The organism is Sphingomonas canadensis, from assembly GCF_026013525.1.
GTDB classification, from domain to species: Bacteria; Pseudomonadota; Alphaproteobacteria; order Sphingomonadales; family Sphingomonadaceae; genus Sphingomonas; species Sphingomonas canadensis.
Window position 1 is genome coordinate 60,487 of record NZ_JAPDRA010000005.1, and the last position, 21,531, is coordinate 82,017.

The following is a 21,531-nucleotide window of genomic DNA, read 5'->3' on the forward strand; positions in this document are numbered from 1 at the left end:
GCATGATTGTCGAACGGGCGAGAGCCAAGCTCAACCTGGCGCTGCACGTCCGCGCGCGGCGGCCGGACGGCTATCATGAGCTGGAGACGCTGTTCGCCTTCGTAGAGCATGGCGACGAGATCCGCGTGGCCCGCGCCGATGCGCCCTCCTTCACCATCGACGGCCGCTTCTGCAAGGCGTTGCGGGCGGAGGACGACAATCTGATCACCCGCGCCGCCGCCGCCTTTGCGGCGGACATCGGCGGCGGGCCATGGGCGATCGGGCTGGGCAAGTGGCTGCCGGTCGCTTCCGGCATTGGCGGCGGTTCGGCCGACGCGGCGGCGACGCTGCGCGCGCTGGCGGAGCTGGAGGGCGTGGCGCCGGACGATCCGCGCCTGTTCGCCATCGCCGAACGGCTGGGGTCGGACGTGCCCGCCTGCCTGCTAGGCCGCACCGCGCTGGGCCGGGGCAGGGGCGAGGTGCTGGAGCTGGTGGCGGGGGCGCCGGGGATGCCCGCGCTGCTGGTGAACCCGGGCGTGGCGGTCTCCACCGCCGAGGTGTTCCGCCGCTGGGACGGAGTGGACCGCGGCCCGCTGGGCGCCGGTCCGCTGCTCGATGTCGCGCGGGCGGGGCGCAACGATCTGGCGGCCCCCGCGATCGCCATCGCCCCGGTGATCGGCGAGGTGCTGGCGGCGCTGGAAGGCAGCGGCGCCGCGCTGGTCCGCATGTCGGGCTCGGGCGCCACCTGCTTCGCCCTCTATGACGACGATGCCGCGGCCGAGGCGGCGGACCGGCGCGTGCGCAAGGCGGGGCCGGGCTGGTGGCGGGCGCTGACCCGGCTGACCGGTTAACCAGGCATCTGAACGGCTTGTTTGCGAATGCCGCCGTATCGGGGCAGGCGGCGGATCAGACGCGATGCGGGACGTTCGCCGGTGGTCCCCGCCACGGCCTCCACGGCCACGGCGGGCGCCATCCCCGCCGCAACGCTTCCCCCGCCGCCATCCCCGTGACACGCGCGCTGCATTAGGGCAGAGCGCGGGGATGATCAGCGTCACCCGTGACGGCCCCGTCGCCATCATCGCCCTGGCCCGCCCCGAAGCACGCAACGCGATGCCAACCGCCGCCTGGCTGGCGCTGGCCGATGCTGCCGCGCAGGTGGCGGACGCGCGCGCCGTGATCCTGCGTTCGGACGTGCCCCGCATCTTTTCCGCCGGCGCCGATGTGCGCGAGTTCGAGCAGTTGCAGACCGATCCGGCGATGCGCGGGGCGTTCCGCCGGGCGATGCGCGCGGGGATAGACGCGATCGCCGCGCTGCCGATGCCGGTGATCGCGGCGGTGGACGGCGGCTGCTTCGGCGCCGCGGTGGCGCTGATCCTGGCGGCGGACGTTCGGATCGCGGGCAATTATTCGGAATTCGCGATCACGCCCGGCCGCCTGGGCCTGGGCTATCCGCGCGAGGATGTGGCCCGGCTGGCGGCGCAGGTGGGCAAGGGCATGGCATCGCTGCTGCTGTTCACCGGCGACAAGCTGCGCCCGGACGAGGCCTATCGCATCGGGCTGATCGAGCTGAAGGCGCGCAAGGCCGACGATGTCGCTACCGCCATGGCGCGCGCGGTGGCCGGCAACGCGCCCAACGCGCTGCGGCTGCTGAAGGCCACGCTGGCGGACCCGGCGAACCCCGCGCACGACCAGGCGTTCGAGGATGCCTATGGCGGCGCGGAGTTCGCCGAGGGCGTCTCCGCCTTCCGCGAACGGCGCCCGGCGGTGTATCCTTGAGCGCCCCTGAGCCGCCGGCCGAATGGATCGACGGCCCGGCGGACGATCTGCTGCTGCTGTGCGATCATGCGTCGAGCCATGTGCCCGCGGATATCGATCTGGGCATCGATCCGCGCCTGCTGGACCTGCACATCGCGATCGACATCGGCGCGGCGGACGTTACGCGCGGGCTGGCCGCGCGGCTGGGCGCGCCGGCGATCCTGGGCACGGTATCGCGGCTGGTGCTCGATCTGCATCGCGAGCCGGATCATCCCAACCTGGTCCCGAAATCCAGTGATGGCCATGTGATACCGGGCAATCTTCCGATCGGGACTGAAGATCGCCTGCTGCGTTTCCATCTGCCCTATCACGATTTCATCGCCGCCCGGATCGCGGCGGTGCGGCCCGCGCTGATCCTGTCGATCCACAGCTTCACGCCGCGGCTGGAGCAGGGCGGCGGCGACCGGCCGTGGGAGGTGGGCGTGCTCTACAATCAGGACGAGCGCGCCGCGCGCATCGCGGTGCCCTGGCTCGCCGCCCGGGGGCTGGTGACGGGCGACAACGAACCCTATTCGGGCAAGCTGCTCAACGCGACGCTGAACCGGCATGCGGAGGCCAACGGCATCCCGTCGATCGCGATCGAGATCCGCAACGACCTGATCCGCGACCCTGCGGGCGTGGCGCGCTGGACGGGGGTGTTGGCGGATCTGGCCGGGGTGCTGCGCGGGGCGCTTTGATTACGCGCCAAGCCTCCCGGCCCGCGTCCCGGCGCAATTCTCTTGCGCGAATCCGCCTTCCCGCGACATAGGCGGTCGCGCCATGACCAATCGTTTCGACAAATCGAAGCTCCCCAGCCGCCACGTCTCTGTCGGCCCGGAGCGCGCCCCGCACCGCAGCTACTATTACGCGATGGGCCTTACCGAGGCCGAGATCGCACGCCCGTTCGTGGCGCTCGCCAGCGCGGGCAACGACAGCGCGCCGTGCAACACCACGCTCGATGCCCAGGCCGACGCCGCGCGCAAGGGCGTGGAGCAGGGCGGCGGCATGCCGCGCCGCTTCAACACCATCACCGTGACCGACGGCATCGCCATGGGGCACCAGGGGATGAAGTCCTCGCTGGTCAGCCGTGAGGTGATCGCCGACTCGGTCGAGCTCAGCGTGCGCGGCCATTGCTATGACGCGCTCGTCGGTTTCGCGGGGTGCGACAAGTCGCTGCCGGGGATGATGATGGCGATGCTGCGCCTCAATATCCCGTCGATCTTCGTCTATGGCGGATCGATCCTGCCCGGCCGCTATCATGATCGCGACGTCACCGTGGTCGACGTGTTCGAGGTGGTGGGCAAGTTCGCCGCGGGCACCTGCCCGATCAGCGAGGTCCATGCGCTGGAGAAGGTGGCGTGCCCCGGCCATGGCGCGTGCGGCGGGCAATATACCGCCAACACCATGGCCTGCGTCGGCGAGGCGATCGGCCTTTCGCTGCCCAACAGCAACATGGTCCCCGCGCCCTACACCAGCCGCGAGCAGATCGCGGTCGCCGCCGGCTATCAGGTGATGGAGCTGCTGGAGAAGAACATCCGCCCGCGCGACATCTGCACGCGCGAGGCGTTCGTCAACGCGGCGCGCATCGTCGCGGCGACCGGGGGCTCCACCAACGGTGCGCTCCACCTGCCGGCGATGGCGCATGAGGCGGGCATCGCCTTCGATCTGTTCGACGTGGCGGAGATATTCAAATCAACGCCTTACATCGCAGACCTGAAACCCGGCGGGAAATATGTCGCCAAGGATATGTATGAGGCCGGCGGCGTCTACATGCTGATGAAGACGCTGCTCGCCAACGATCTGCTTGACGGCAACTGCATGACCGTGACCGGCAAGACGCTGGGCGAGAATATCGACGCGGTGACGTGGAACCCGGACCAGAAGGTCATCTATGACGTCAAGTCGCCGATCACGCCCACCGGCGGCGTGGTCGGCCTGCGCGGCACGCTGGCGCCCAACGGCGCCATCGTGAAGGTGGCGGGCATGCACCGGCTCCAGTTCGAGGGGCCGGCGCGCTGCTTCGATTGCGAGGAGGACGCCTTCGCCGCCGTCGAGGCGCGCGAGATCCAGGAGGGCGAGGTCGTCGTCATCCGCTACGAAGGGCCGAAGGGCGGACCGGGCATGCGCGAGATGCTGTCCACCACCGCCGCGCTCTATGGCCTGGGCATGGGCGAGAAGGTGGCGCTGATCACCGACGGGCGCTTCTCCGGCGCGACGCGGGGCTTCTGCATCGGCCATGTCGGCCCGGAAGCCGCCGAGGGCGGCCCGATCGCGCTGGTGCAGGACGGCGACCTGATCCGCATCGATGCGGAGGCGGGGACGATCGACCTGGAGGTTCCGGAAACGGTGCTCGCCGAACGCCGCGCGACGTGGCAGGCGCGGACCAACGACTATCAGTCGGGCGCGCTGTGGCGCTATGCGCAGAACGTGGGGCCGGCCTATAAGGGTGCGGTGACCCACCCCGGAGCCGCGGCCGAAACCCATGTCTATGCGGACATCTGATGCCGGCGGAGACATCATCGATCCGCCGGCACTGAATCTGTCGAACCGCGCGAGACGGTGGGCGTCAGCCGCCGTCCGGCCGGCCTGGGGCGGGCGCGTGCTGCTGCTCGCCCCCCTGATGCTCGTTGCGGCGTGCGACCGGCTGGTCCCGGACAAGGTTGCCGCCGCCAAGGCGGACGCGCACAAACAGGCGATGGCCAAGGCCGAAAGCCCGCTAGACTGCATGCCGCCGGGGGCGGACACCTTCGGCTTCGTCTGCACGATCGACCGGCGCCAGACGCAGGACGGGCTGATCCTGACGCTGCGCCATCCGGACGGCGGTTTCCGCCGGCTGATGGTGATGCGCGACGGCAGCGGCGTCGCGGCGGCGGACGGGGCAGAGGCGGCGGTCGTCACCCCGCTGGCGCCCGACCTGATCGAGGTCGCGATCGGCGGCGGCCGCTATCGCCTGCCCGCCACGGTGCGCCAACCCGGGGGCGCCGCCAGCCCCACGCCATCGCCCGCAACGTCAAAGGCCAAGCCGTCATGATTCCGCCCGGCGTCCCGATAGTGACCGCCGCCGAGATGCGCGCCGCCGAAGAGGCGGTGTTCCGCCGCGAGCGCCAGCTTGACGTCATGGAGCGGGCCGGCGCGGCGGTGGCGCGCGAGGCGGCGCGCTTCGCGACCGGCCGGCCGGTGCTGGTGGTTGCGGGGCCGGGGAACAACGGCGGCGACGCCTATGTCTGCGCGCGCCACCTGCGCCAGGGCGGCCTCGACGTCAGCGTCGCGGCGATGGGCGAGCCCAAGGCCGGGGCGGCGGCGGAGATGTGGTCGCGCTGGGAAGGGCCGGTGGTCTCTCTCTATGAGGCGCGGCCGCGCCCGATGCTGGTCGACGGGCTGTTCGGCACGGGCATGACGCGCCCGCTGGAACGCGGCCCGCGCGCGCTGCTGGCTGATCTGGTGACGGCGGCGGACTTCAGCCTTTCGATCGACCTGCCGTCGGGCCTGGAGACCGACAGCGGGGCCGATTTCGGCGCCCCGCGCGTGTCCGCAACGCTGGCGCTGGCGGCGCTGAAGCCGGCGCATGTGCTGGACGCGGGGCTTGAGCGTTGCGGCCATGTGCTGCTGGCGGACATCGCCATTCCGGTGGCGGCGCACCGGCGCGCCGCCGCCCGGCCACGGCTGGCGCCGCCGGGGGCGGGGGATCACAAGTACAGCCGCGGCATGGTGGTCGCGGTCGAATGCGCGATGCCCGGGGCGGCGCGGCTGGCGGCGCGCGCGGCGATGGCGGGCGGGGCGGGCTATGTCACGCTGGCGGGCGCCGATCCGCGCGGGGGCGGACCCGATGCGCTGGTCCGCACCCGGATCGAGGCCGCCGAGGACCTGGCCGAGCTGCTGGAGAGCGACCGGATCGCATCGGTGGTGATCGGCCCTGGCCTGGGGCGCGAGCGCCGTTCGGAGGCGCTGCTGAAGGCCGCGCTGGCCTGTCCGCACCCGCTGGTGCTGGATGGCGATGCGCTGACGCTGCTCGGCCGTCAGGCGGGCCGCTGGCTGCGTGACCGCCGCGCGCCCACCTGGCTCACCCCCCATGCCGGCGAGTTCGCGCGGATGTTCGAGGGGGAGGGCAGCAAGATCGATCGCACGCTGGGGCTGGTGCTGGAGACGGGCGCCACCGTGCTCCACAAGGGCGCCGACACGGTGATCGCGGGCACGGACGGGGCGGTGCGCGTGCTGGCGGGGGCCTCGCCATGGCTCTCCACCGCGGGTACGGGCGACGTGCTGGCGGGGCTGCTCGCGGCCCAGGCGGCGCGCGGGCTGCGCGGCGTGGCGGCGGCGGAGGCGGCGGTATGGCTCCATGCGCGCGCCGCGTCGCTCGCCGGACCGGCCTTTGCTGCCGACGCGCTGGTGGATCATGCCGCCGCGGCTTTGGGAGAATGTGTGTGAACGGTGCGGATGACGAGATCGTGCGCGTGGCGGCGCGCGGGGACGGGGTGACCGGGGACGGCCGCCACGTGCCCTTCGCCGCGCCGGGGGACCGGCTGCGCGACGACGGCACCGTCGCGCCCGGTCCGCGCCGCCGCACGCCGCCATGCCGCCATTTCGGCACCTGCGGCGGATGCCAGCTCCAGCATCTGGACGACGATGCCTGGGCCGGCTTCATCACCGATCGCATCGCCGGGGCGCTGCGCCAGCACGGGCTGGAGACGGAGATCCGCACGCCGCTGCTCTCGCCGCCCGAAACGCGCCGCCGCGCCACTTTCCACGCCGAACGGCGCGGGCGCCAGGTGCATCTGGGCTTTACCGAGGCGAACAGCCACCGGCTGGTGGACGTGCAGGAATGCAGCGTGCTGCATCCCGAGCTGTTCCGGCTGCTCAATCCGTTGCGCGGGCTGTTGTCGGCGCTGCTGCCCGGATCGCGCCGCGCGAACGTGCATGTAACGCTGGCGGATCAGGGCCGCGACGTGCTGATCGACGGGCTGGAGGCGGAGGGGCTGGCCGCTGCGGAAGCGCTGAGCGGCTTCGCGCGGCGCCATGGCCTAGCGCGGCTTTCGCTCGACGAGGGGCTTGGCCCCACGCCGCGCTGGGAACCCGATCCGGTGACGATCACGCTGGCGGGCGTGCCGGTGCCGCTGCCGGCGGGCAGCTTCCTCCAGGCGACGGCGGAGGGGCAGGCTGCGTTGGTCGACGCCGCGCGCGAGGTGGCGGGCGATGCGGCCGCGGTGGCGGACCTGTTCGCCGGGCTGGGCACCTTTACCTTCGCCTTCCCCCGCGCCAAGGTCTATGCGGCCGAGGCGGCACGCGACGCGATCCTGTCGCTCAAGGCGGCGGCGGGGGCGGCGCAGCGCCCCGTCTATGCCGATCATCGCGATCTCTACCGCCGCCCGCTAACCGTGGCCGATCTCGATCATTTCGACGCGGTGATCCTCGATCCCCCGCGTGCCGGAGCGCGCGAGCAGGCGGAGGAGCTGGCGATCTGCCGGGTGCCGTCCGTAGCCTATATCTCGTGCAATCCCAGCACCTTTGCGCGCGATGCGGAGATATTGTGCAAGGGCGGCTACCGGCTCGACTGGATCCAGCCGGTCGGCCAGTTCCGCTGGTCCACGCATGTCGAGCTGGCCGCGAAGTTCCGCCGCTGACCTTGTGCCGTTGTTCGAGATGTCGCCGACGCGGACGCCGTTGAAATAATAGTGCAGCTCGCGCGGATCGGTTGCCCCGCTGGGTGATATGATGCGGGATGCCCGGGAGGACAATGCAACGAAGCCTCGCCATGGCCCGAGGCCAGCGACGGCGCGAAGGGAGTAAAGGGATTATTGCACGTGTCACCGTAATTGCGTAATTGGTTAGCACTAATTGGGGGTATTGCACGTGTCACCGTAATTCTAATCCCGTAATCGACTACAATTCAGTAATGAATCTCGTGGATTTTTTCGTCAATAGCGTCGCCATACAAACCACGTAAAAGCGAAATTCGTGCATCATCGCCTTCCGCCACCACATGGCAAGTGCCCAAGTGTCCAGAAACTACTACATAATTTTCACCACAGTAGGTGAAATCCGCATCCTTCGCAAAGACCAATCCCTTGATATTGCTAATATCGACATCCAGCTGTTGAGAGAGGAAAGAAATAAATTCCTTCAACTGCGACGTTTTAAATCGCATAAAATGTATATAAAGGAGACCTCTTCTCCGAAAAGTGAAAGTTTCAGTCAAGGAAACCCATATCCTTATCAACCGTTGCCCGCGACCTGCCCGCTGAAGCTATGATCTCACGTAGCAAAGCGTCACCAAAAAAGCCATCCCCCTTTGATCTTGTATAGGCAACGACTTCGTCCCACGACATATTTGGGTCTTCTCGGTCAAGCTTGGCAGCCAGCGGGCGATCGGCCATTAGATCCCTTGCTCGCGTGCGAAACTCATTCCTGAAACTATGAGCGTATCGCGCCTTCTCCTCAAGTGACATTTTGCTATTTTGCAATATCTCCGGAAGTCTTGATATCTGATACTTATACCACGCTCTCACGTTTGTATTAGATAGACTATGCGGTTTACTGGCCAGATCGTCCCAATATTTATTATAACGCTTCTCATCGTCGCTTTCTCGCACAAAGCCACAAAGCCACAAAGCAGGCAGGTTCGCGCGGGAGCGGCGCTATCTGCTCGAAGGGATCGCGCAGCGCCGACGGCCGCAAACCCAAGTACGGTAACCGCGCGAACCAAGACTTTTTCTTCGTGCCTTCGTGGCTTTGTGCGAGACAAACTCCCGCCCTCCGCGGGAATTCAATAATCCGCCCGGACGAAATACAGCCCGTCCGGCGGCGCATTCAGTCCCAGCGTCTGGCGGTCCTTGGCCTCCAGCGCATTGCGCACGTCGCGTGCGGTCCAGCGCCCCTGGCCCACCAGCGCCAGGCATCCCACCATCGATCGTACCTGGTGATGCAGGAACGATCGCGCCGACGCGCGCACCACCACCCGGTCAAGCTCGCGCGAGACGTCGAGCCGGTCGAGCGTCTTCACCGGGCTGGCCGACTGGCAGTGGATCGAGCGGAAGGTGGTGAAGTCATGCAGCCCCACCAGCACCTGCGCCGCGCGGTGCATCGCGTCCGCGTCCAGCTCCGCCGCGATCCGCCATGCCAGCCCGGCCTCGAAGGTCAGCGGCGCGCGCCGGTTGACGATGCGATATTCGTAATGCCGACCGACGCACGAGAAGCGCGCGTGCCAATCGTCCGCCACCGCCTCGCACGCCAGCACCGCCACCGGATGCGGCCGCATCCGCGCGTTGAGCGCCTCCATCAGCCGGAAGGGCGCGATCGGCTTCGCGATCTCGACATGCGCGCGCATCGCCAGCGCGTGGACCCCGGCGTCTGTGCGCCCCGCGGCATGGGCGATGACGTCCTCGCCCGTCACCGATCGTGCGGCCTCCTCCAGCGCCTGCTGCACGCTTGGCCCATGGTTCTGCCGTTGCCAGCCCATGAAGGGCCGCCCGTCCCACTCCAGCGTCAGCGCGAAGCGCGTCAAAGCTGCGTCCCGGGCGGGATCGGGAAGCCGCGCAACAGCTCCTCCGCCGTCATGGCGCCACGGCCTGCGCGCTGGACGCGCAGCGGGCGGATCGCGCCCCGTCCGCAGGCAACCGTGATCCGGTCATCGATCACCGTGCCGGGCTCGCCGCCGCCATCGGCGATCTCCGCCGCAAGCACGCGCACCCGTTCCCCGGCGCATTCGAAATAGGCCCCCGGCGGATTGAACGCGCGCACCTGCCGCTCAACCTCCTCTGCGGTTTGCGTGAAATCGAGGCGCGTCTCGGCCTTGTCGATCTTGGCGGCATAGGTGACGCCATCCTGCGGCTGCGGCACCGCCGGATGGGCGCTGATGTCGCCCAGCACCTGCACCATCAGCCGCGCGCCCATGGCGGCAAGCTCGGCGGTCAGCTCGCCGGCCGTCTTGCCGTCGATCGGGGTGCGCCCTTGCAGCCGCACCGGGCCGGTGTCCAGCCCGGCCTCCATCTGCATGATCCCCACGCCCGTCTCCGCGTCGCCCGCCAGGATCGCGCGCTGGACCGGCGCGGCGCCCCGCCAGCGCGGCAGCAGCGATCCGTGGATGTTGAGGCATCCCAGCCGCGGCGCCTCCAGAACCGGGCGGGGCAGTATCAGGCCATAGGCGGCCACAACCGCCACATCGGCCCCCAGCGCCGCGAATGCCGCCTGCTCGTCCGCTCCCTTCAGCGACACCGGGGTTCGGACGGGAATCCCCAGCGCCTCCGCGCGGGCATGGACGGGGGAGGGGGTCAGCGCCTTGCCGCGCCGCCCGCCGGGACGCGGCGGCTGGCTATAGGCCGCCACGACATCATGCCCCGCCGCCGCCAGCGCCTCGAGCGCGGGCACCGCGAACTCGGGCGTTCCCATGAAGATCACACGCATGGGCGCGGCTTTAGCCAGTCCGCCACTCCCGCGAAAGCTGGCGCGGGCGGTTTCCTTTCTGTTCCCGGCTCGCTATCTCCACGCCATGGCATCCGTCGAGATCGAAGCGCTCACCCAGGCCCTGTCGCGGCTTCCCGGGCTGGGTCCGCGTTCGGCGCGGCGCGCGGTGTTGCATCTGATCAAGAAGCGGGAGACCGCGCTCGATCCGCTGCTGGCGGCGCTGGAGCAGGTCAGCCGGCGGCTCACCGCCTGCGCGACCTGCGGCAATGTCGATACCAGCGATCCCTGCGGCATCTGCGCCGATCCGCGGCGCGACGCGCGTTCGCTGTGCGTGGTGGAGGAGGTGGCGGACCTGTGGGCGCTCGATCGCGCGCGGCTGTTCCCCGGGCGCTTCCATGTGCTGGGCGGGCGGCTTTCCGCGCTGGACGGGGTGCGGCCGGAGGACCTGACCATCGACGCGCTGGTCCGCCGCGTGGGCGAGGGGGGTATCGACGAGGTGGTGCTGGCGATGAACGCCACGCTGGAGGGCCAGACCACCGCCCATTATATCGCCGACCGGCTGGAGAGCTTCCCCGTCCGCGTCACCCAGCTCGCGCACGGGCTACCGGTGGGCGGCGAGCTGGATTATCTGGACGAGGGCACGCTGGCCCAGGCGCTGCGCGCACGGCGGCCGGTGGCCTGAGTTTCCTCACGCCGTCGCGTGAAACAACCGAATGTCCTTGGCTGGCGCGCGCCCGGCCTCCCCCTTGCTTGACGCCCCACCGGCCCAATCCTAAATCCGCCGCATGGCAGTTCTTCCCATCGTAGAGATCCCCGATCCCCGCCTGCGCACCGTGTCCGCGCCCGTCGAGACGGTGGATGACGAGCTGCGCGCGCTGATCGGCGACATGTTCGACACCATGTACGACGCGCCCGGCATCGGCCTGGCCGCGATCCAGGTGGGCGTGCCCAAGCGCGTGATCGTGATGGACCTGCAGGAGGAAGAGGACGAGGAGGGCAAGCCGATCCGCGCGCCCCGCGTCTTCATCAATCCGGAGATACTGGATCCGTCGGAAGATCAGTCGGTCTATACCGAGGGTTGCCTGTCGGTCCCCGATCAATATGCCGATGTGGAGCGCCCCGCCCGTTGCCGCGTGACGTGGCTCGACGAGAAGGGTGAGAGTCACGACGCGCTCTTCGAAGGGCTGCTCGCCACCTGCATCCAGCATGAGATGGATCATCTGGAAGGCATCGTCTTCATCGACCATCTCTCGCGCCTGAAGCGCGACATGATCCTGAAGAAGCTGGCCAAGGCGCGCAAGACGGCCGCCTGATCGGAAAAAAGCCGCTGTCCTGTCGCGACTGTTCGGTATATGTTCTGCGTTCGGCGGCGCTCCGGCGTTCGCTTCCGGGGGAGGTGCGCCGCGATGCGCACGGCCTCTGAACCTCTTTGAACATCCGGCGGGAGACGGCGCGTGGAACTGGTGGCGATGGCGGTGGCCGCGTTGATCGCGGGGCTGGGGATCGGCTGGTTCCTGGGCACGCGCGGCGTAGCGGAGATGCGGGCGCAGCGCGACGCGCGCGAGGCGGATTTCAAGGCCGCCGCCGCCGATCTCGCCCGCGCCCAGATCGAGCTGGCCGAAACGCGCGGGCAGGGCCAGGGCTTCGAGGAGCGTTTCGCGAACCTTGCGCATCGCGTGCTGGGCGATGCGCAGAAGGCGCTGCTCGAACGCGCCGACCAGCGCTTCCACCAGGCCGGCGAGAAGAGCGAGACCCAGCTAAAGGCGCTGCTCCAGCCGGTGGAGGCGGTGCTCAAGCGCTACGAGCAGGGGCTGAACGAGGTCGAGAAGAGCCGCGTCGATCAATATGCCGCGCTGCGCGAGGCGGTGCAGCTTCTCCATTCCAGCCACGGCCAGGTGCGCGACGAAACGGCGAAGCTGGTCAACGCGCTGCGCGCCAGCCCCAAGTCGCGCGGCCGCTGGGGCGAGCAGAGCCTGAAGAATGTGCTGGAGCAGGCGGGCCTTTCGCAATTCGCCGATTTCGCGACCGAGGTTTCGGTGAACACCGAGGATGGGCGGCTGCGGCCCGACGTGGTCGTCCGCCTGCCGGGCGGGCGCAAGCTGATCGTCGACGCCAAATGTTCGCTCAACGCCTATCTCGACGCCACCGACGCGGTGGACGATGCGACGCGCGCCGCGCACCTGAAGGCGCATGCCGCCGCGATCCGCCGCCATGCCGAGCAGCTTGGCTCCAAGGGCTATTGGGAGCGGTTCGGCGACGCGGCCGATTATGTGATCCTCTATATCCCCGGCGAACATTTCCTAACGGCCGCGCTGGAGCAGGACGATGTGCTGTGGGAATGGGCGTTCGAGCGGCGCGTGCTGCTTGCCACGCCGACCAACCTCGTCGCGATCGCGCGCACCGTCGCCAGCGTCTGGCGGCAGGAGAAGCTGGCGGAGGAGGCGGCGGAAATCGCAAGGTTGGGCAAGGAGTTGCACGCGCGTCTTGCCACCATGGGTGAGCATGTCGGGCGGCTGGGCAAGAATCTGGAGACCGCCAACCGCGCCTATAACGCGATGGTGGGAAGCCTGGAGAGCCAGGTGATGACCCAGGCGCAGCGCTTCGAGGCGCTGGAGGTGGCGAACGGCGCGAAGAAGATCGAGCAGCTTCCTGTGGTGGAAACCTCGCCCCGCCCGCTGACCAAGCTGATCGGCCTGGCCGGCGGGGCGGGGGAGGAAGCCGCGGAATAACGGGGTTTAGCGGCGCCAGGGCCCGCCGTCGCGCTCGCGCTGGATCAGCAGCGTGCGCCCGCCCGGCGCGCTGAGCAGCACGCTGCCGTTGCGGTTGTTGGTCACGGTCAGGCGGCGGCCCAGGATGTCGAGCATCGTCCGCTCCTGCTGGCCCACCGGGCCCATGCAGCCGCGCTTGGTGACCGCCATCGGCCCGGTTACCAGCGCACCGCGATCGAAGCGGTAGGCGCCGGAAAAGCTGTTGCAGCCGGTGTTGCCGTTCACCCGGTCAGCGGTGAAGCGGATGGTGACGTTGTTGCCGATCACCTGGCGGCCGGAAATCTGCAGGATGCGCCAGTCGCCCGCGATCGGCCCTGCGCCGGGATTGGCGACGATCGGATCGCCGCCGCAGCCATTGTAGGTGCGCCGGCCCAGGTTCACCGTCACGGTGTCCGGATAGCGCCGGTCGCTCATCCCGTCGCTGCACTGTTTGTGGACGATGTTCACGGTCATCGTGCGGGTGCGATAGGTCTCGCCAGCGAAGCCGTGGATCGGGCGCGGCGCGGCCACCACCACGGGGCGGCCATCGGGCGTTTCGAGCCGCATCGTCCGCTGGTCGATGGTCAGCGACCAGAAGGGCTCGGTGCCGCGGGCCTTGTAGGTCTCCAGGCCGCCGCGCTGGGCGTTGCTGTCCGCGGGCATCAGCATGGCCAGCGACATCAGGCCGGCGGTGGCGATCGTGGAGAGATGCATGGGTAGAACTCCTTCCCGGCCCGATTGGCAGGAGGCGGCTGAACGGCGCATTGCCGCAACGACAGGCGCCGGTTCAGGTTTCCGCGCGGCGGCCCTGGTTGAGCACCTCATAGGCCATCACCGCCGTCGCCACCGCGGCGTTCAGGCTGTCGGCCTTGCCCAGCATCGGGATCTTGACCAGCAGGTCGCATTCGGCGGCGATATGGTCCGGCATGCCCTGCGCCTCGTTGCCGGTCAGCAGGAAGGTGGGTGCCTGATATCGCGGCGCCTGGTAATCATGCTCGGTGTCGAGGCTGAGGCCCACGAGCTGCCCCGGCCCGGAACGCAGCCAGGCGCGGAAGTCGTCCCATGCGGCGCGGGCCACGGGCATGGTGAACAGCGCCCCCATGCTCGCCCGCACCGCCTCCACCGAAAAGGGATCGACGCAATCGTCCACCAGGATCAGCCCGCCCGCGCCCACCGCGTCGCCGGTGCGCAGGATCGTGCCCAGGTTGCCCGGATCGCGCAGCCGCTCCGCCACCAGCCAGATCGGCGCGGCGGCACGGTCGAGCGCGTCCAGCGGCAGCGCGAACTCACGATAGACGCCCACCACCGACCCCGGATTGTCCTTGCCCGAAAGCTTCGAGAGGATGTCCGCGCTGGTCTCGATCGCCTCGCCGCCTGCCGCCTCGGTCGCGGCGACCAGCGCGGTGACGAGCGGATGGGCGGCGCTGTCCGCGGCGAAGAACAGATGCTCGGGCAGCCGCCCGGCCTCGCGCGCTTCGGTCAGGATGCGCAGCCCTTCGGCCAGGAACCGGCCCTGCTCGCGCCGGTGACGCTTGTCGCGCAGCAGCCGGACCTGCTTGACCAGCGGGTTGGAGAAGGCGGTGATTTGGCGGGGCATGGCGATGCGCTGGATGGGGCGGGGTAGGGGCTCAGTCTTCCCCGAACCGCGCCTCGACCAGTTCGGCCAGGGCCTGAACGGCGTCCTCGGCGCCGTCGCCCGCGGCGCGGATGGTGATCGTGTCGCCCATCGCCGCGCCCAGCATCATCAGCCCCATGATCGAGGTTGCCGTGACCTGGGACCCATCCTTCTCCACCGTCAGCGGCACGGGCTGCGACGAGGCGAGGGTGACGAACTTGGCGGAGGCGCGCGCGTGGAGGCCGCGCTTGTTACAGATCTGGACGGTCCGGGAAATCTCGCTCACGCGGCGGCTTCTCCCAACACTTCGGATGCGACGGTGATGTATTTGCGCCCGGCCTCGCGCGCGGCGGCGACGGCCTCGGTCACCTTCATCGTCTTGCGCGCGCCGCCCAGGCGGATCAGCATCGGCAGGTTGATGCCGGCGATCACCTCGTAACGGCCCGCCTCCATCAGCGAGATGGCCAGGTTGGAGGGCGTGCCGCCGAACAGATCGGTCAACAGGATCACGCCGCGGCCCGAATCGACCTCCTGCAGGGCCCGGGCGATATCCGCGCGGCGCTCTTCCATATCGTCTTCGGGGCCGATGCAGATCGTGGCGATCCGCTCCTGCTTGCCGACCACATGCTCCATCGCGACGACGAACTCCTCGGCGAGCCGCCCGTGCGTCACGAGTACCAGACCGATCATTGGTTAGTTCTCCGCCCCATTCATATGGCCACCGGCGCTCCCTCCAGCGAGTCCTGCGGCGCGGTCTGCAGATCGCGATGGGTCACCGTGGGCGAAAATCCCGCCTCGCGCAACCGCCCCGCCATGTGCTCCGCGACATGGACCGAACGGTGCCGTCCCCCCGTGCAGCCGAAGGCGATCGTGACATAGGCCTTCCCTTCGGCCTGATAGCGCGGGAGCAGCAGCAGCAGCAGTGTTTCGATTTGGGCCATGGCCTCCCGATAGGCCGGATCGGCGGCGACATAGGCGGCGACATCGGGATCGCGGCCGGTGCCGGGGCGCAGATCCTCCACCCAGTGCGGGTTGCGCAGGAAGCGCATGTCGAACACCAGGTCCGCGTTGCGCGGGATGCCGCGGGCATAGCCGAACGATCCGATCGAAAGCACCGAATCGCCCATCCCCTCGCCGGAGAAGGACTGGCGGATCTGCTGCGCCAGCTCGTTCGCGGTCATGCGGGTGGTGTCGATCAGCCGGTTGGCCCAGCGCCGCAGCGGGGCCAGCAGGTCGCGCTCGCGGGCGATGCCGTCCGCGGCCGGGCGGTCCAGCGCCAGCGGGTGGCGCCGCCGCGTCTCCGAATAGCGCCGCTCCAGCTCCGCGCCCGAGCATTCGAGAAACAGCGTGCCGATGTCGTGGCCGTGGTCCTCGCGCAGCTTCTTGATGCGCCGCACGATGCTCTCGGCGTCGAATCCGCGCGTCTGGGCGCCGATGCCGATCGCCAACGGACGATCGTCGCCGCCGTCGATCCCCTCGGGCAGATCGGTGTCGAGCAGCCGGTTGAGCAGCAGCAGCGGCAGATTGTCCACCGTCTCCCAGCCCAGGTCCTCCAGCGTGCGCAGCACCGTGGACTTGCCCGCGCCGGACATGCCGGTGACGAGCAGGATGTTCTTGGGCGTGTTCTTGCTCATGCCGCGATCCGCTTCAGCGCGAGCTCGACCTTCACCGGGGCCGAAGGCTCCAGCGCGGCGAGCGCGAGCACCGGCACGGCGACCCCGGCAATGTGCCGCGTCCGCTGCTCTTCCGGAAAGCGCGGCGGCGAATCGAGGATCGCGATCACCAGCGCCACGGGTACGCGCTCGGCGTGCGGCATCTCGAAAATGCCCAGCCCGCGCACCTCGATCTTGCCGGCGATGGTGGCGGGCGGGCTCGCGAGCAGCGTGCCGTCCGCCTGGCGGTGGCACAGCGTCTGATCGTCGGAAACCAGCACGGCGCCGCGATCGATCAGCCGCAGCGCCAGATCGGATTTGCCCTCGCCCGAACGCCCCTCGATCAGCACGGCCTGGCCGCCGATCGCCACGCAGGACGCATGCAGGCGTTCGGTGGATACCATGGGGGCACGCACGTCGGTCATCCGTTCTTCTCGGCTATCGGCAGCCGTATCACGAAGCGCGCGCCGGACATCCCGTCCGCCCGCGCTTCCACGGCGATGCTGCCCTGATGCGCTTCCACGATCGTCCGCGCAATGGCCAGCCCCAGCCCGGAATGCCGGCCGAACGCCTCGCCTTCGGGGCGTACCGAATGGAAGCGGCGGAAGACCGCCTCGCGCTCGTCTTCGGGCACGCCGGGGCCTTCGTCCTCGACCTGCACGACCAGCATGCGCCCTTCGCGCGCGGCGGAAAGCGCGATCCGGCCGCCCTTCGGCGAGAAGGAAACGGCGTTGTCGATCAGGTTCTCGAACACGCGCTCCAGCCGCCCGCCTTCGCCCAGCACGCGCATCCGTGCCCGGGAAGCGCGATCGAAGGAGAGGCGGATGCCGTTGGGCACGCCGCGCTCCTCGCGCTGGGCGATCAGCGCGGCGATCATCTCGCCGATATCGACCGGCTCGAACTTGGCGCGGCTGAGCTGCGCGTCGAGGCGCGAGGCGTCCGAGATGTCGGTGATCAGCCGGTCGAGCCGCAACACATCCTCGCGCACGATCGCCAGGAGCTGGTCGCGATGCTCCCTCTTGCGGACATGGCCCAGCCCCTCCACCGCGGAACGCAGCGAGGCGAGGGGGTTCTTCAGCTCGTGCGCCAGATCGGCGGCGAAGCTCTCGGTCGCGTCGATTCGTGCGCGCAGCGCCTGGCTCATGTCGGATATCGCGCGGGCCAGCCGCCCGATCTCGTCCATGCGGCTGGGCAGGCGGGGCACCACCACCTCGCGCGCGCGGCCCAGCCGCACGCGGATCGCCGCATCGGCCAGGTGGCGCAACGGCCGCACGATCGTCCGCGCCAGGAACAGCGAGAGGCCGATCGACGCCAGCATGACGATCAGCAGCACCACGCCCAGCCGCAACCGTTCGGTGCGGACCGTGGTGGTGATGTCGCGCGCGTTCACCGTGGTCATCACCACGCCCAGCCCGGTGATCGGCGCGGCGGCGGTAATGACCGGGGTGCGGTCGGGCGCGCGCCAGACGGTGGACGGGGCGCCGTGATCGGTTCCCGCGCTGCGCACGTCGGGCCAGTCGAAGCCGCGATCCGGCGGGCGCTCGCGATATTGCGGCGCGCGATCGGCGCCCGCCACCGTGTCGATCACCGCGTCGAGGAAGCGGGCCACGTCCTGGTTCCACGGGTCCTTGTCGGGATCGCGCAGCACCACGTTGTGGAGCCCCAGGTCGCGGCTGTCCGACAGCAGCTTGCCGTCCTCGCCGAACAGGCGGATGCGCACGCCCATGTCGCGCGCCAGGCTGAGCACCAGCGTGTCGCGGCGCGGCGGGTCCTTGGCCGCGGCGGCGAGCGACTGGGCGATCAGCCGCACCTCACGGCTCGATTGCGCCATCCGGCTCTCGACGATGCGCGCGCGATAGGAATCGAGGTACGAGAACCCCCCGGCCAGCAGCGCCAGCGCGAAGATGTTCACGGCCAGTATCCGCGGCGTCAGCGACAGCCGGTTGGACCATTTGAGCGCCAGGCCGCGCTCCTCACTCGTCGGAGAATCGATATCCGGCGCCATAGAGGGTTTCGATCGCGTCGAAGGTCGAATCCACCTGCCGGAACTTGCGGCGCACGCGCTTGATGTGGCTGTCGATGGTGCGGTCGTCGACGTAGATATCGTCCTGATAGGCCGCGTCCATCAACTGGTTGCGCGTCTTCACGATGCCCGGCCGTTGCGCCAGCGTCTCCAGGATCAGGAACTCGGTGACGGTGAGCGTCACATTGGTTCCGTCCCAGGTGACGCGGTGGCGGGCCGGGTCCATCGACAGGCGGCCGCGCACCAGCGGCTGGGCGGCCTCCTGCTCGCCGCCCTCTGCCGCGGGCTGGTTCACCTCGGTACGGCGCAGGATGGCGCGGATGCGTGCGATCAGCAGCCGCTGGCTGAACGGCTTGGCGATATAATCGTCCGCGCCCATCGCCAGGCCCAGCGCCTCGTCCAGCTCGTCGTCCTTGCTGGTCAGGAAGATCACCGGGATGCCCGATTTCTCGCGCAGCCTCCGCAGCAATTCCAGCCCGTCCATCTTTGGCATCTTGATGTCCAGCACCGCCAGGTCAGGCGGGTTGTCGATCAGGGCCTTCAAGGCGGCCTCGCCATCGGAATAGACGCGCGTCAGGAAGCCCTCGGCCTGAAGCGCGATCGATACGGAGGTAAGGATGTTGCGGTCGTCGTCGACGAGCGCGATCGTTGCTGTCATGCGGCCTTCCGGCGTGTCGCTACTGTTTCTGTCCCGGGGTTAGACCAAAGTTGGAAGCCCCACAATCTATTGACACCGGTTACCTGGATTGACCCCGGTTTCTGCGGCTGCCTACAGGGCAAGGGACAGCATCGGCGGCGGCGCAGGCTTCTGCGCCGCTAGAGGGAGAATTTGCCTTGACCCAGCGTGTTCCGCGCCACGGGCTCGACCTTCACGGTATCGAGACCGGGGCTACGATCCATTGGAACCTGATCACCGCGCCGCTCGTCGAGCATGCTGTCGCGCGCGGAGAGGGCAAGCTGGCCAAGGATGGCCCGCTGGTCGTCGCCACCGGCAAGCACACCGGCCGTTCCGCCAAGGACAAGTTCATCGTCCGCGACGCGGAGACGGAGGACACGATCTGGTGGGGCAAGACCAACGTGGCGATGACGCCGGAGGCGTTCGCCGCGCTCAAGGCCGATTTCCTCGCCGAGCTGAAGGGCCGCGACACGCTGTTCGTGCAGGACCTGTACGGCGGTTCGCAGCCCGAGCATCGCGTGAAGGTGCGCGTGATCAACGAGCTGGCGTGGCATAACCTGTTCATCCGCACGCTGCTGGTGCGCCCCGGCGAGGATGAACTGGCTGGCTTCCTGCCCGAATACACCATCATCGATCTGCCCAGCTTCCGCGCCGATCCCGCCAAGCATGGCTGCCGCACGGAAACCGTGATCGCGGTCAACTTCACCGAGAAGCTGATCCTGATCGGCGGCACCGCCTATGCCGGCGAGATGAAGAAGAGCGTGTTCGGCCTGCTCAACTATCTGCTGCCGCAGGACGGCATCATGCCGATGCACTGTTCGGCCAACACCGCGCATGACGGCACCAACACCGCCGTGTTCTTCGGCCTGTCGGGCACCGGCAAGACCACGCTCTCCGCCGATGCCAGCCGCACGCTGATCGGCGACGACGAGCATGGCTGGTCGGACACCGCCGTGTTCAACTTCGAAGGCGGCTGCTACGCCAAGATGATCCGCCTGTCGCCGGAAGCGGAGCCGGAGATTTTCGCGACCACCAAGCGCTTCGGCACGGTGCTCGAGAATGTCGTGATGGACCCGGAATCGCGCGCGCTGGACCTGGACGACAACAGCCTGGCCGAGAACAGCCGCGGCTCCTATCCGCTGGAGTTCATCCCGAACACCTCGGCCGAGAACATGGGGCCGGTGCCGAACAACGTCGTGATGCTGACCGCGGACGCCTATGGCGTGCTGCCGCCGATCGCGAAGCTGACGCCCGAGCAGGCGATGTACCACTTCCTTTCGGGCTACACCGCGCGTGTGGCGGGCACCGAAATCGGCGTGACCGAGCCGGAGGCGACCTTCTCCACCTGCTTCGGCGCCCCGTTCATGCCGCGCCACCCCTCCGTCTACGGCAACCTGCTCAAGGAGCGGATCGCCAAGGGCGGCGTGGATTGCTGGCTGGTCAACACCGGCTGGAGCGGCGGCAAGGCGACGATGCCGGGCATCAAGCGCATGCCGATCAAGGCCACGCGCGCGCTGCTCAACGCCGCGCTCGACGGCAGCCTGAACAACGCCGAATTCCGCAAGGATCCGAACTTCGGCTTCATGGTGCCGGTCGCGGTGCCGGGCGTGGACAGCGCGCTGCTCGATCCGCGCGAGGCATGGGCGGACAAGGCGGAATATGACGCCACCGCCGCGAAGCTGGTCGACGCCTTTGTCGAGAATTTCGCCCAATTCGCCGATCATGTCGACGAAGGGGTGCGCCAGGCCGCTCCGGGACAAGCCACCGAAGCCGCCGAGTAACGGCCCGGTCCAAGGATCGGGCACCCCGAAGGGAAGGCCCGATCCGATGACCGAAGCATGTTCGCCCCGCCTGTTCGCCTCCGACGCCGATGTGATCCGCATCGGCGAAGGATTGCTGGCGCGCACCTTGCCCCGCGCCGATTGGACGCATGAGGCGCATCTCGCCGCCTGCCTGTGGCTGCTCGCCGAGCGGCCCGACATCGATGTGGACGCCCGCATCGCGTGGATCATCGCGCGCTACAACGAAAGCGCCGGCGGCGTGAACGACGATACCCAGGGCTATCACGATACGATCACCCATGTTTACGTCGCGGGCGTGCGGCATTTCCTGCGCGGCTGGCGGGGCGATGCGGGGCTGGCCGCGCGGGCCAATGCGCTGTTGCTTTCGCCCGTGGGCCGCCGCGATTGGCCGCTGGGCTTCTACAGCCGCGATCTGCTGTTTTCTGTGGCGGCGCGGCGCGGATTCGTGCCGCCGGATCGTGCGCCGCTGCCCGGGGCATGCTAGTCTGGCGGCGACCCAGCGATTCCCAAGGGAGAACGGCGCATGAGCATCCTCGACAATCTTCTCGGCCAGTTCGGCGGCGGCACCGATGTCGCCAATCTTGCGGCCAAGGTCGGCCTTTCGCCCGAGCATGTGCAGCAGGCGGTGGCGGCGCTCGCCAAGTTCCACCCGATGCAGGGCGACACCGCGGAGGGCGCCGCTGCGGCGACGGGCCTGCCGCTCGACAAGGTGCAGGAGCTGATCGGCCATATCGGCGGCGAGGGCTCGCTCGCCAACTACGCCTCGATGCTCGACAAGGATGGCGACGGCAACCCGCTCAACGATATCGCGGGCATGGCGGCGGGCTTCTTCGGAAAGAAGTGACC

24 protein-coding genes are annotated in these 21,531 nt (G+C 69.0%); 13 read left to right on the forward strand and 11 right to left on the reverse strand.

Annotation, left to right across the window (positions count from 1 at the left end; genetic code table 11):
• Nucleotides 1–2: 2 nt before the first annotated feature.
• From OM513_RS11700 to OM513_RS11730, 7 genes are all read left to right on the forward strand, one after another.
• Nucleotides 3–830 (forward strand): 4-(cytidine 5'-diphospho)-2-C-methyl-D-erythritol kinase, encoded by an 828-nt coding sequence (locus tag OM513_RS11700; RefSeq protein WP_264944469.1) that lies wholly within the window; start codon nucleotides 3–5, stop codon nucleotides 828–830.
• Between the two features lie 190 nt (nucleotides 831–1,020).
• Nucleotides 1,021–1,755 (forward strand): enoyl-CoA hydratase/isomerase family protein, encoded by a 735-nt coding sequence (locus tag OM513_RS11705; protein ID WP_264944470.1) that lies wholly within the window; start codon nucleotides 1,021–1,023, stop codon nucleotides 1,753–1,755.
• Complete coding sequence (locus OM513_RS11710) at nucleotides 1,752–2,471, forward strand: N-formylglutamate amidohydrolase (RefSeq protein WP_264944471.1); 720 nt, start codon at nucleotides 1,752–1,754, stop codon at nucleotides 2,469–2,471. Before OM513_RS11705 ends, OM513_RS11710 begins: the two co-directional genes overlap by 4 nt.
• A gap of 82 nt (nucleotides 2,472–2,553) precedes the next feature.
• The gene (ilvD, locus tag OM513_RS11715; RefSeq protein ID WP_264944473.1) at nucleotides 2,554–4,275 is read left to right on the forward strand and encodes a dihydroxy-acid dehydratase; all 1,722 of its coding nucleotides are present in this window, start codon (nucleotides 2,554–2,556) and stop codon (nucleotides 4,273–4,275) included.
• A 97-nt stretch (nucleotides 4,276–4,372) separates the two neighbouring features.
• Nucleotides 4,373–4,804 (forward strand): hypothetical protein, encoded by a 432-nt coding sequence (locus OM513_RS11720; RefSeq protein WP_264944476.1) that lies wholly within the window; start codon nucleotides 4,373–4,375, stop codon nucleotides 4,802–4,804.
• Nucleotides 4,805–4,824: 20 nt separating this feature from the next.
• Nucleotides 4,825–6,198 carry an NAD(P)H-hydrate epimerase gene (locus tag OM513_RS11725; RefSeq protein ID WP_264944478.1) on the forward strand — a complete coding sequence of 458 codons (1,374 nt, stop codon included), beginning with the start codon at nucleotides 4,825–4,827 and terminating at the stop codon, nucleotides 6,196–6,198.
• Entirely contained in the window at nucleotides 6,189–7,391 is a 1,203-nt protein-coding gene (locus OM513_RS11730; protein WP_380916327.1) for a class I SAM-dependent RNA methyltransferase, read from the forward strand. The genes OM513_RS11725 and OM513_RS11730 overlap by 10 nt, the downstream gene beginning before the upstream one ends.
• A gap of 266 nt (nucleotides 7,392–7,657) precedes the next feature.
• Here the strand turns inward: OM513_RS11730 and OM513_RS11735 are convergent, their stop codons facing one another.
• The 3 genes from OM513_RS11735 to fmt all read right to left on the reverse strand — a co-directional run bounded on the left by OM513_RS11735 (nucleotide 7,658) and on the right by fmt (nucleotide 10,170).
• The gene (locus tag OM513_RS11735; RefSeq protein ID WP_264944482.1) at nucleotides 7,658–7,894 is read right to left on the reverse strand and encodes a hypothetical protein; all 237 of its coding nucleotides are present in this window, start codon (nucleotides 7,892–7,894) and stop codon (nucleotides 7,658–7,660) included.
• Between the two features lie 639 nt (nucleotides 7,895–8,533).
• Nucleotides 8,534–9,271 carry a tRNA pseudouridine(38-40) synthase TruA gene (truA, locus tag OM513_RS11740; RefSeq protein WP_264944483.1) on the reverse strand — a complete coding sequence of 246 codons (738 nt, stop codon included), beginning with the start codon at nucleotides 9,269–9,271 and terminating at the stop codon, nucleotides 8,534–8,536.
• Complete coding sequence (gene fmt / locus OM513_RS11745; RefSeq protein WP_264944484.1) at nucleotides 9,268–10,170, reverse strand: methionyl-tRNA formyltransferase; 903 nt, start codon at nucleotides 10,168–10,170, stop codon at nucleotides 9,268–9,270. Before fmt ends, truA begins: the two co-directional genes overlap by 4 nt.
• 85 nt (nucleotides 10,171–10,255) lie before the next feature.
• Between fmt and recR the strand changes: the two genes are divergently transcribed.
• The 3 genes from recR (at nucleotide 10,256) to OM513_RS11760 (ending at nucleotide 12,899) form a co-directional block, all read left to right on the forward strand.
• A complete protein-coding gene (recR, locus tag OM513_RS11750; protein ID WP_264944486.1) occupies nucleotides 10,256–10,852 on the forward strand; it encodes a recombination mediator RecR in 597 nt (198 codons plus the stop codon).
• A 103-nt stretch (nucleotides 10,853–10,955) separates the two neighbouring features.
• Nucleotides 10,956–11,483 (forward strand): peptide deformylase, encoded by a 528-nt coding sequence (def, locus tag OM513_RS11755; RefSeq protein ID WP_264944488.1) that lies wholly within the window; start codon nucleotides 10,956–10,958, stop codon nucleotides 11,481–11,483.
• 141 nt (nucleotides 11,484–11,624) lie between these two features.
• Nucleotides 11,625–12,899 carry a DNA recombination protein RmuC gene (locus OM513_RS11760; RefSeq protein WP_264944489.1) on the forward strand — a complete coding sequence of 425 codons (1,275 nt, stop codon included), beginning with the start codon at nucleotides 11,625–11,627 and terminating at the stop codon, nucleotides 12,897–12,899.
• Nucleotides 12,900–12,905: 6 nt separating this feature from the next.
• On the opposite strand, the gene OM513_RS11765 is transcribed toward OM513_RS11760, so the two are convergent.
• The 8 genes from OM513_RS11765 to OM513_RS11800 all read right to left on the reverse strand — a co-directional run bounded on the left by OM513_RS11765 (nucleotide 12,906) and on the right by OM513_RS11800 (nucleotide 18,865).
• The gene (locus OM513_RS11765) at nucleotides 12,906–13,631 is read right to left on the reverse strand and encodes an META domain-containing protein (RefSeq protein WP_264944490.1); all 726 of its coding nucleotides are present in this window, start codon (nucleotides 13,629–13,631) and stop codon (nucleotides 12,906–12,908) included.
• 73 nt (nucleotides 13,632–13,704) lie between these two features.
• Nucleotides 13,705–14,514, reverse strand: coding sequence for a TrmH family RNA methyltransferase (locus OM513_RS11770; RefSeq protein ID WP_264944491.1), 810 nt, complete (start codon nucleotides 14,512–14,514; stop codon nucleotides 13,705–13,707).
• 31 nt (nucleotides 14,515–14,545) lie between these two features.
• Nucleotides 14,546–14,818 carry an HPr family phosphocarrier protein gene (locus OM513_RS11775; protein ID WP_264944492.1) on the reverse strand — a complete coding sequence of 91 codons (273 nt, stop codon included), beginning with the start codon at nucleotides 14,816–14,818 and terminating at the stop codon, nucleotides 14,546–14,548.
• A complete protein-coding gene (locus OM513_RS11780) occupies nucleotides 14,815–15,222 on the reverse strand; it encodes a PTS sugar transporter subunit IIA (protein ID WP_264944493.1) in 408 nt (135 codons plus the stop codon). The genes OM513_RS11775 and OM513_RS11780 overlap by 4 nt, the downstream gene beginning before the upstream one ends.
• Nucleotides 15,223–15,242: 20 nt before the next feature.
• Nucleotides 15,243–16,166, reverse strand: coding sequence for an RNase adapter RapZ (rapZ, locus tag OM513_RS11785; RefSeq protein WP_264944495.1), 924 nt, complete (start codon nucleotides 16,164–16,166; stop codon nucleotides 15,243–15,245).
• Complete coding sequence (locus OM513_RS11790; protein WP_264944496.1) at nucleotides 16,163–16,609, reverse strand: HPr kinase/phosphorylase; 447 nt, start codon at nucleotides 16,607–16,609, stop codon at nucleotides 16,163–16,165. The genes rapZ and OM513_RS11790 overlap by 4 nt, the downstream gene beginning before the upstream one ends.
• Complete coding sequence (locus OM513_RS11795) at nucleotides 16,606–18,189, reverse strand: sensor histidine kinase (protein WP_264944498.1); 1,584 nt, start codon at nucleotides 18,187–18,189, stop codon at nucleotides 16,606–16,608. Before OM513_RS11795 ends, OM513_RS11790 begins: the two co-directional genes overlap by 4 nt.
• Entirely contained in the window at nucleotides 18,158–18,865 is a 708-nt protein-coding gene (locus OM513_RS11800) for a response regulator transcription factor (RefSeq protein WP_264944499.1), read from the reverse strand. Before OM513_RS11800 ends, OM513_RS11795 begins: the two co-directional genes overlap by 32 nt.
• A 176-nt stretch (nucleotides 18,866–19,041) precedes the next feature.
• Between OM513_RS11800 and OM513_RS11805 the strand changes: the two genes are divergently transcribed.
• Genes OM513_RS11805 through OM513_RS11815 form a run of 3 tightly spaced genes read left to right on the forward strand, consistent with a single transcriptional unit; the run spans nucleotide 19,042 to nucleotide 21,529 of the window.
• On the forward strand, nucleotides 19,042–20,664 hold the full coding sequence (locus OM513_RS11805) for a phosphoenolpyruvate carboxykinase (RefSeq protein WP_264944500.1): 1,623 nt from the start codon (nucleotides 19,042–19,044) through the stop codon (nucleotides 20,662–20,664).
• A gap of 46 nt (nucleotides 20,665–20,710) precedes the next feature.
• Nucleotides 20,711–21,169, forward strand: a complete 459-nt coding sequence (locus OM513_RS11810; RefSeq protein ID WP_264944502.1) for a hypothetical protein — start codon at nucleotides 20,711–20,713, stop codon at nucleotides 21,167–21,169.
• Between the two features lie 39 nt (nucleotides 21,170–21,208).
• A complete protein-coding gene (locus tag OM513_RS11815) occupies nucleotides 21,209–21,529 on the forward strand; it encodes a hypothetical protein (RefSeq protein WP_264944504.1) in 321 nt (106 codons plus the stop codon).
• Nucleotides 21,530–21,531 lie beyond the last annotated feature (2 nt).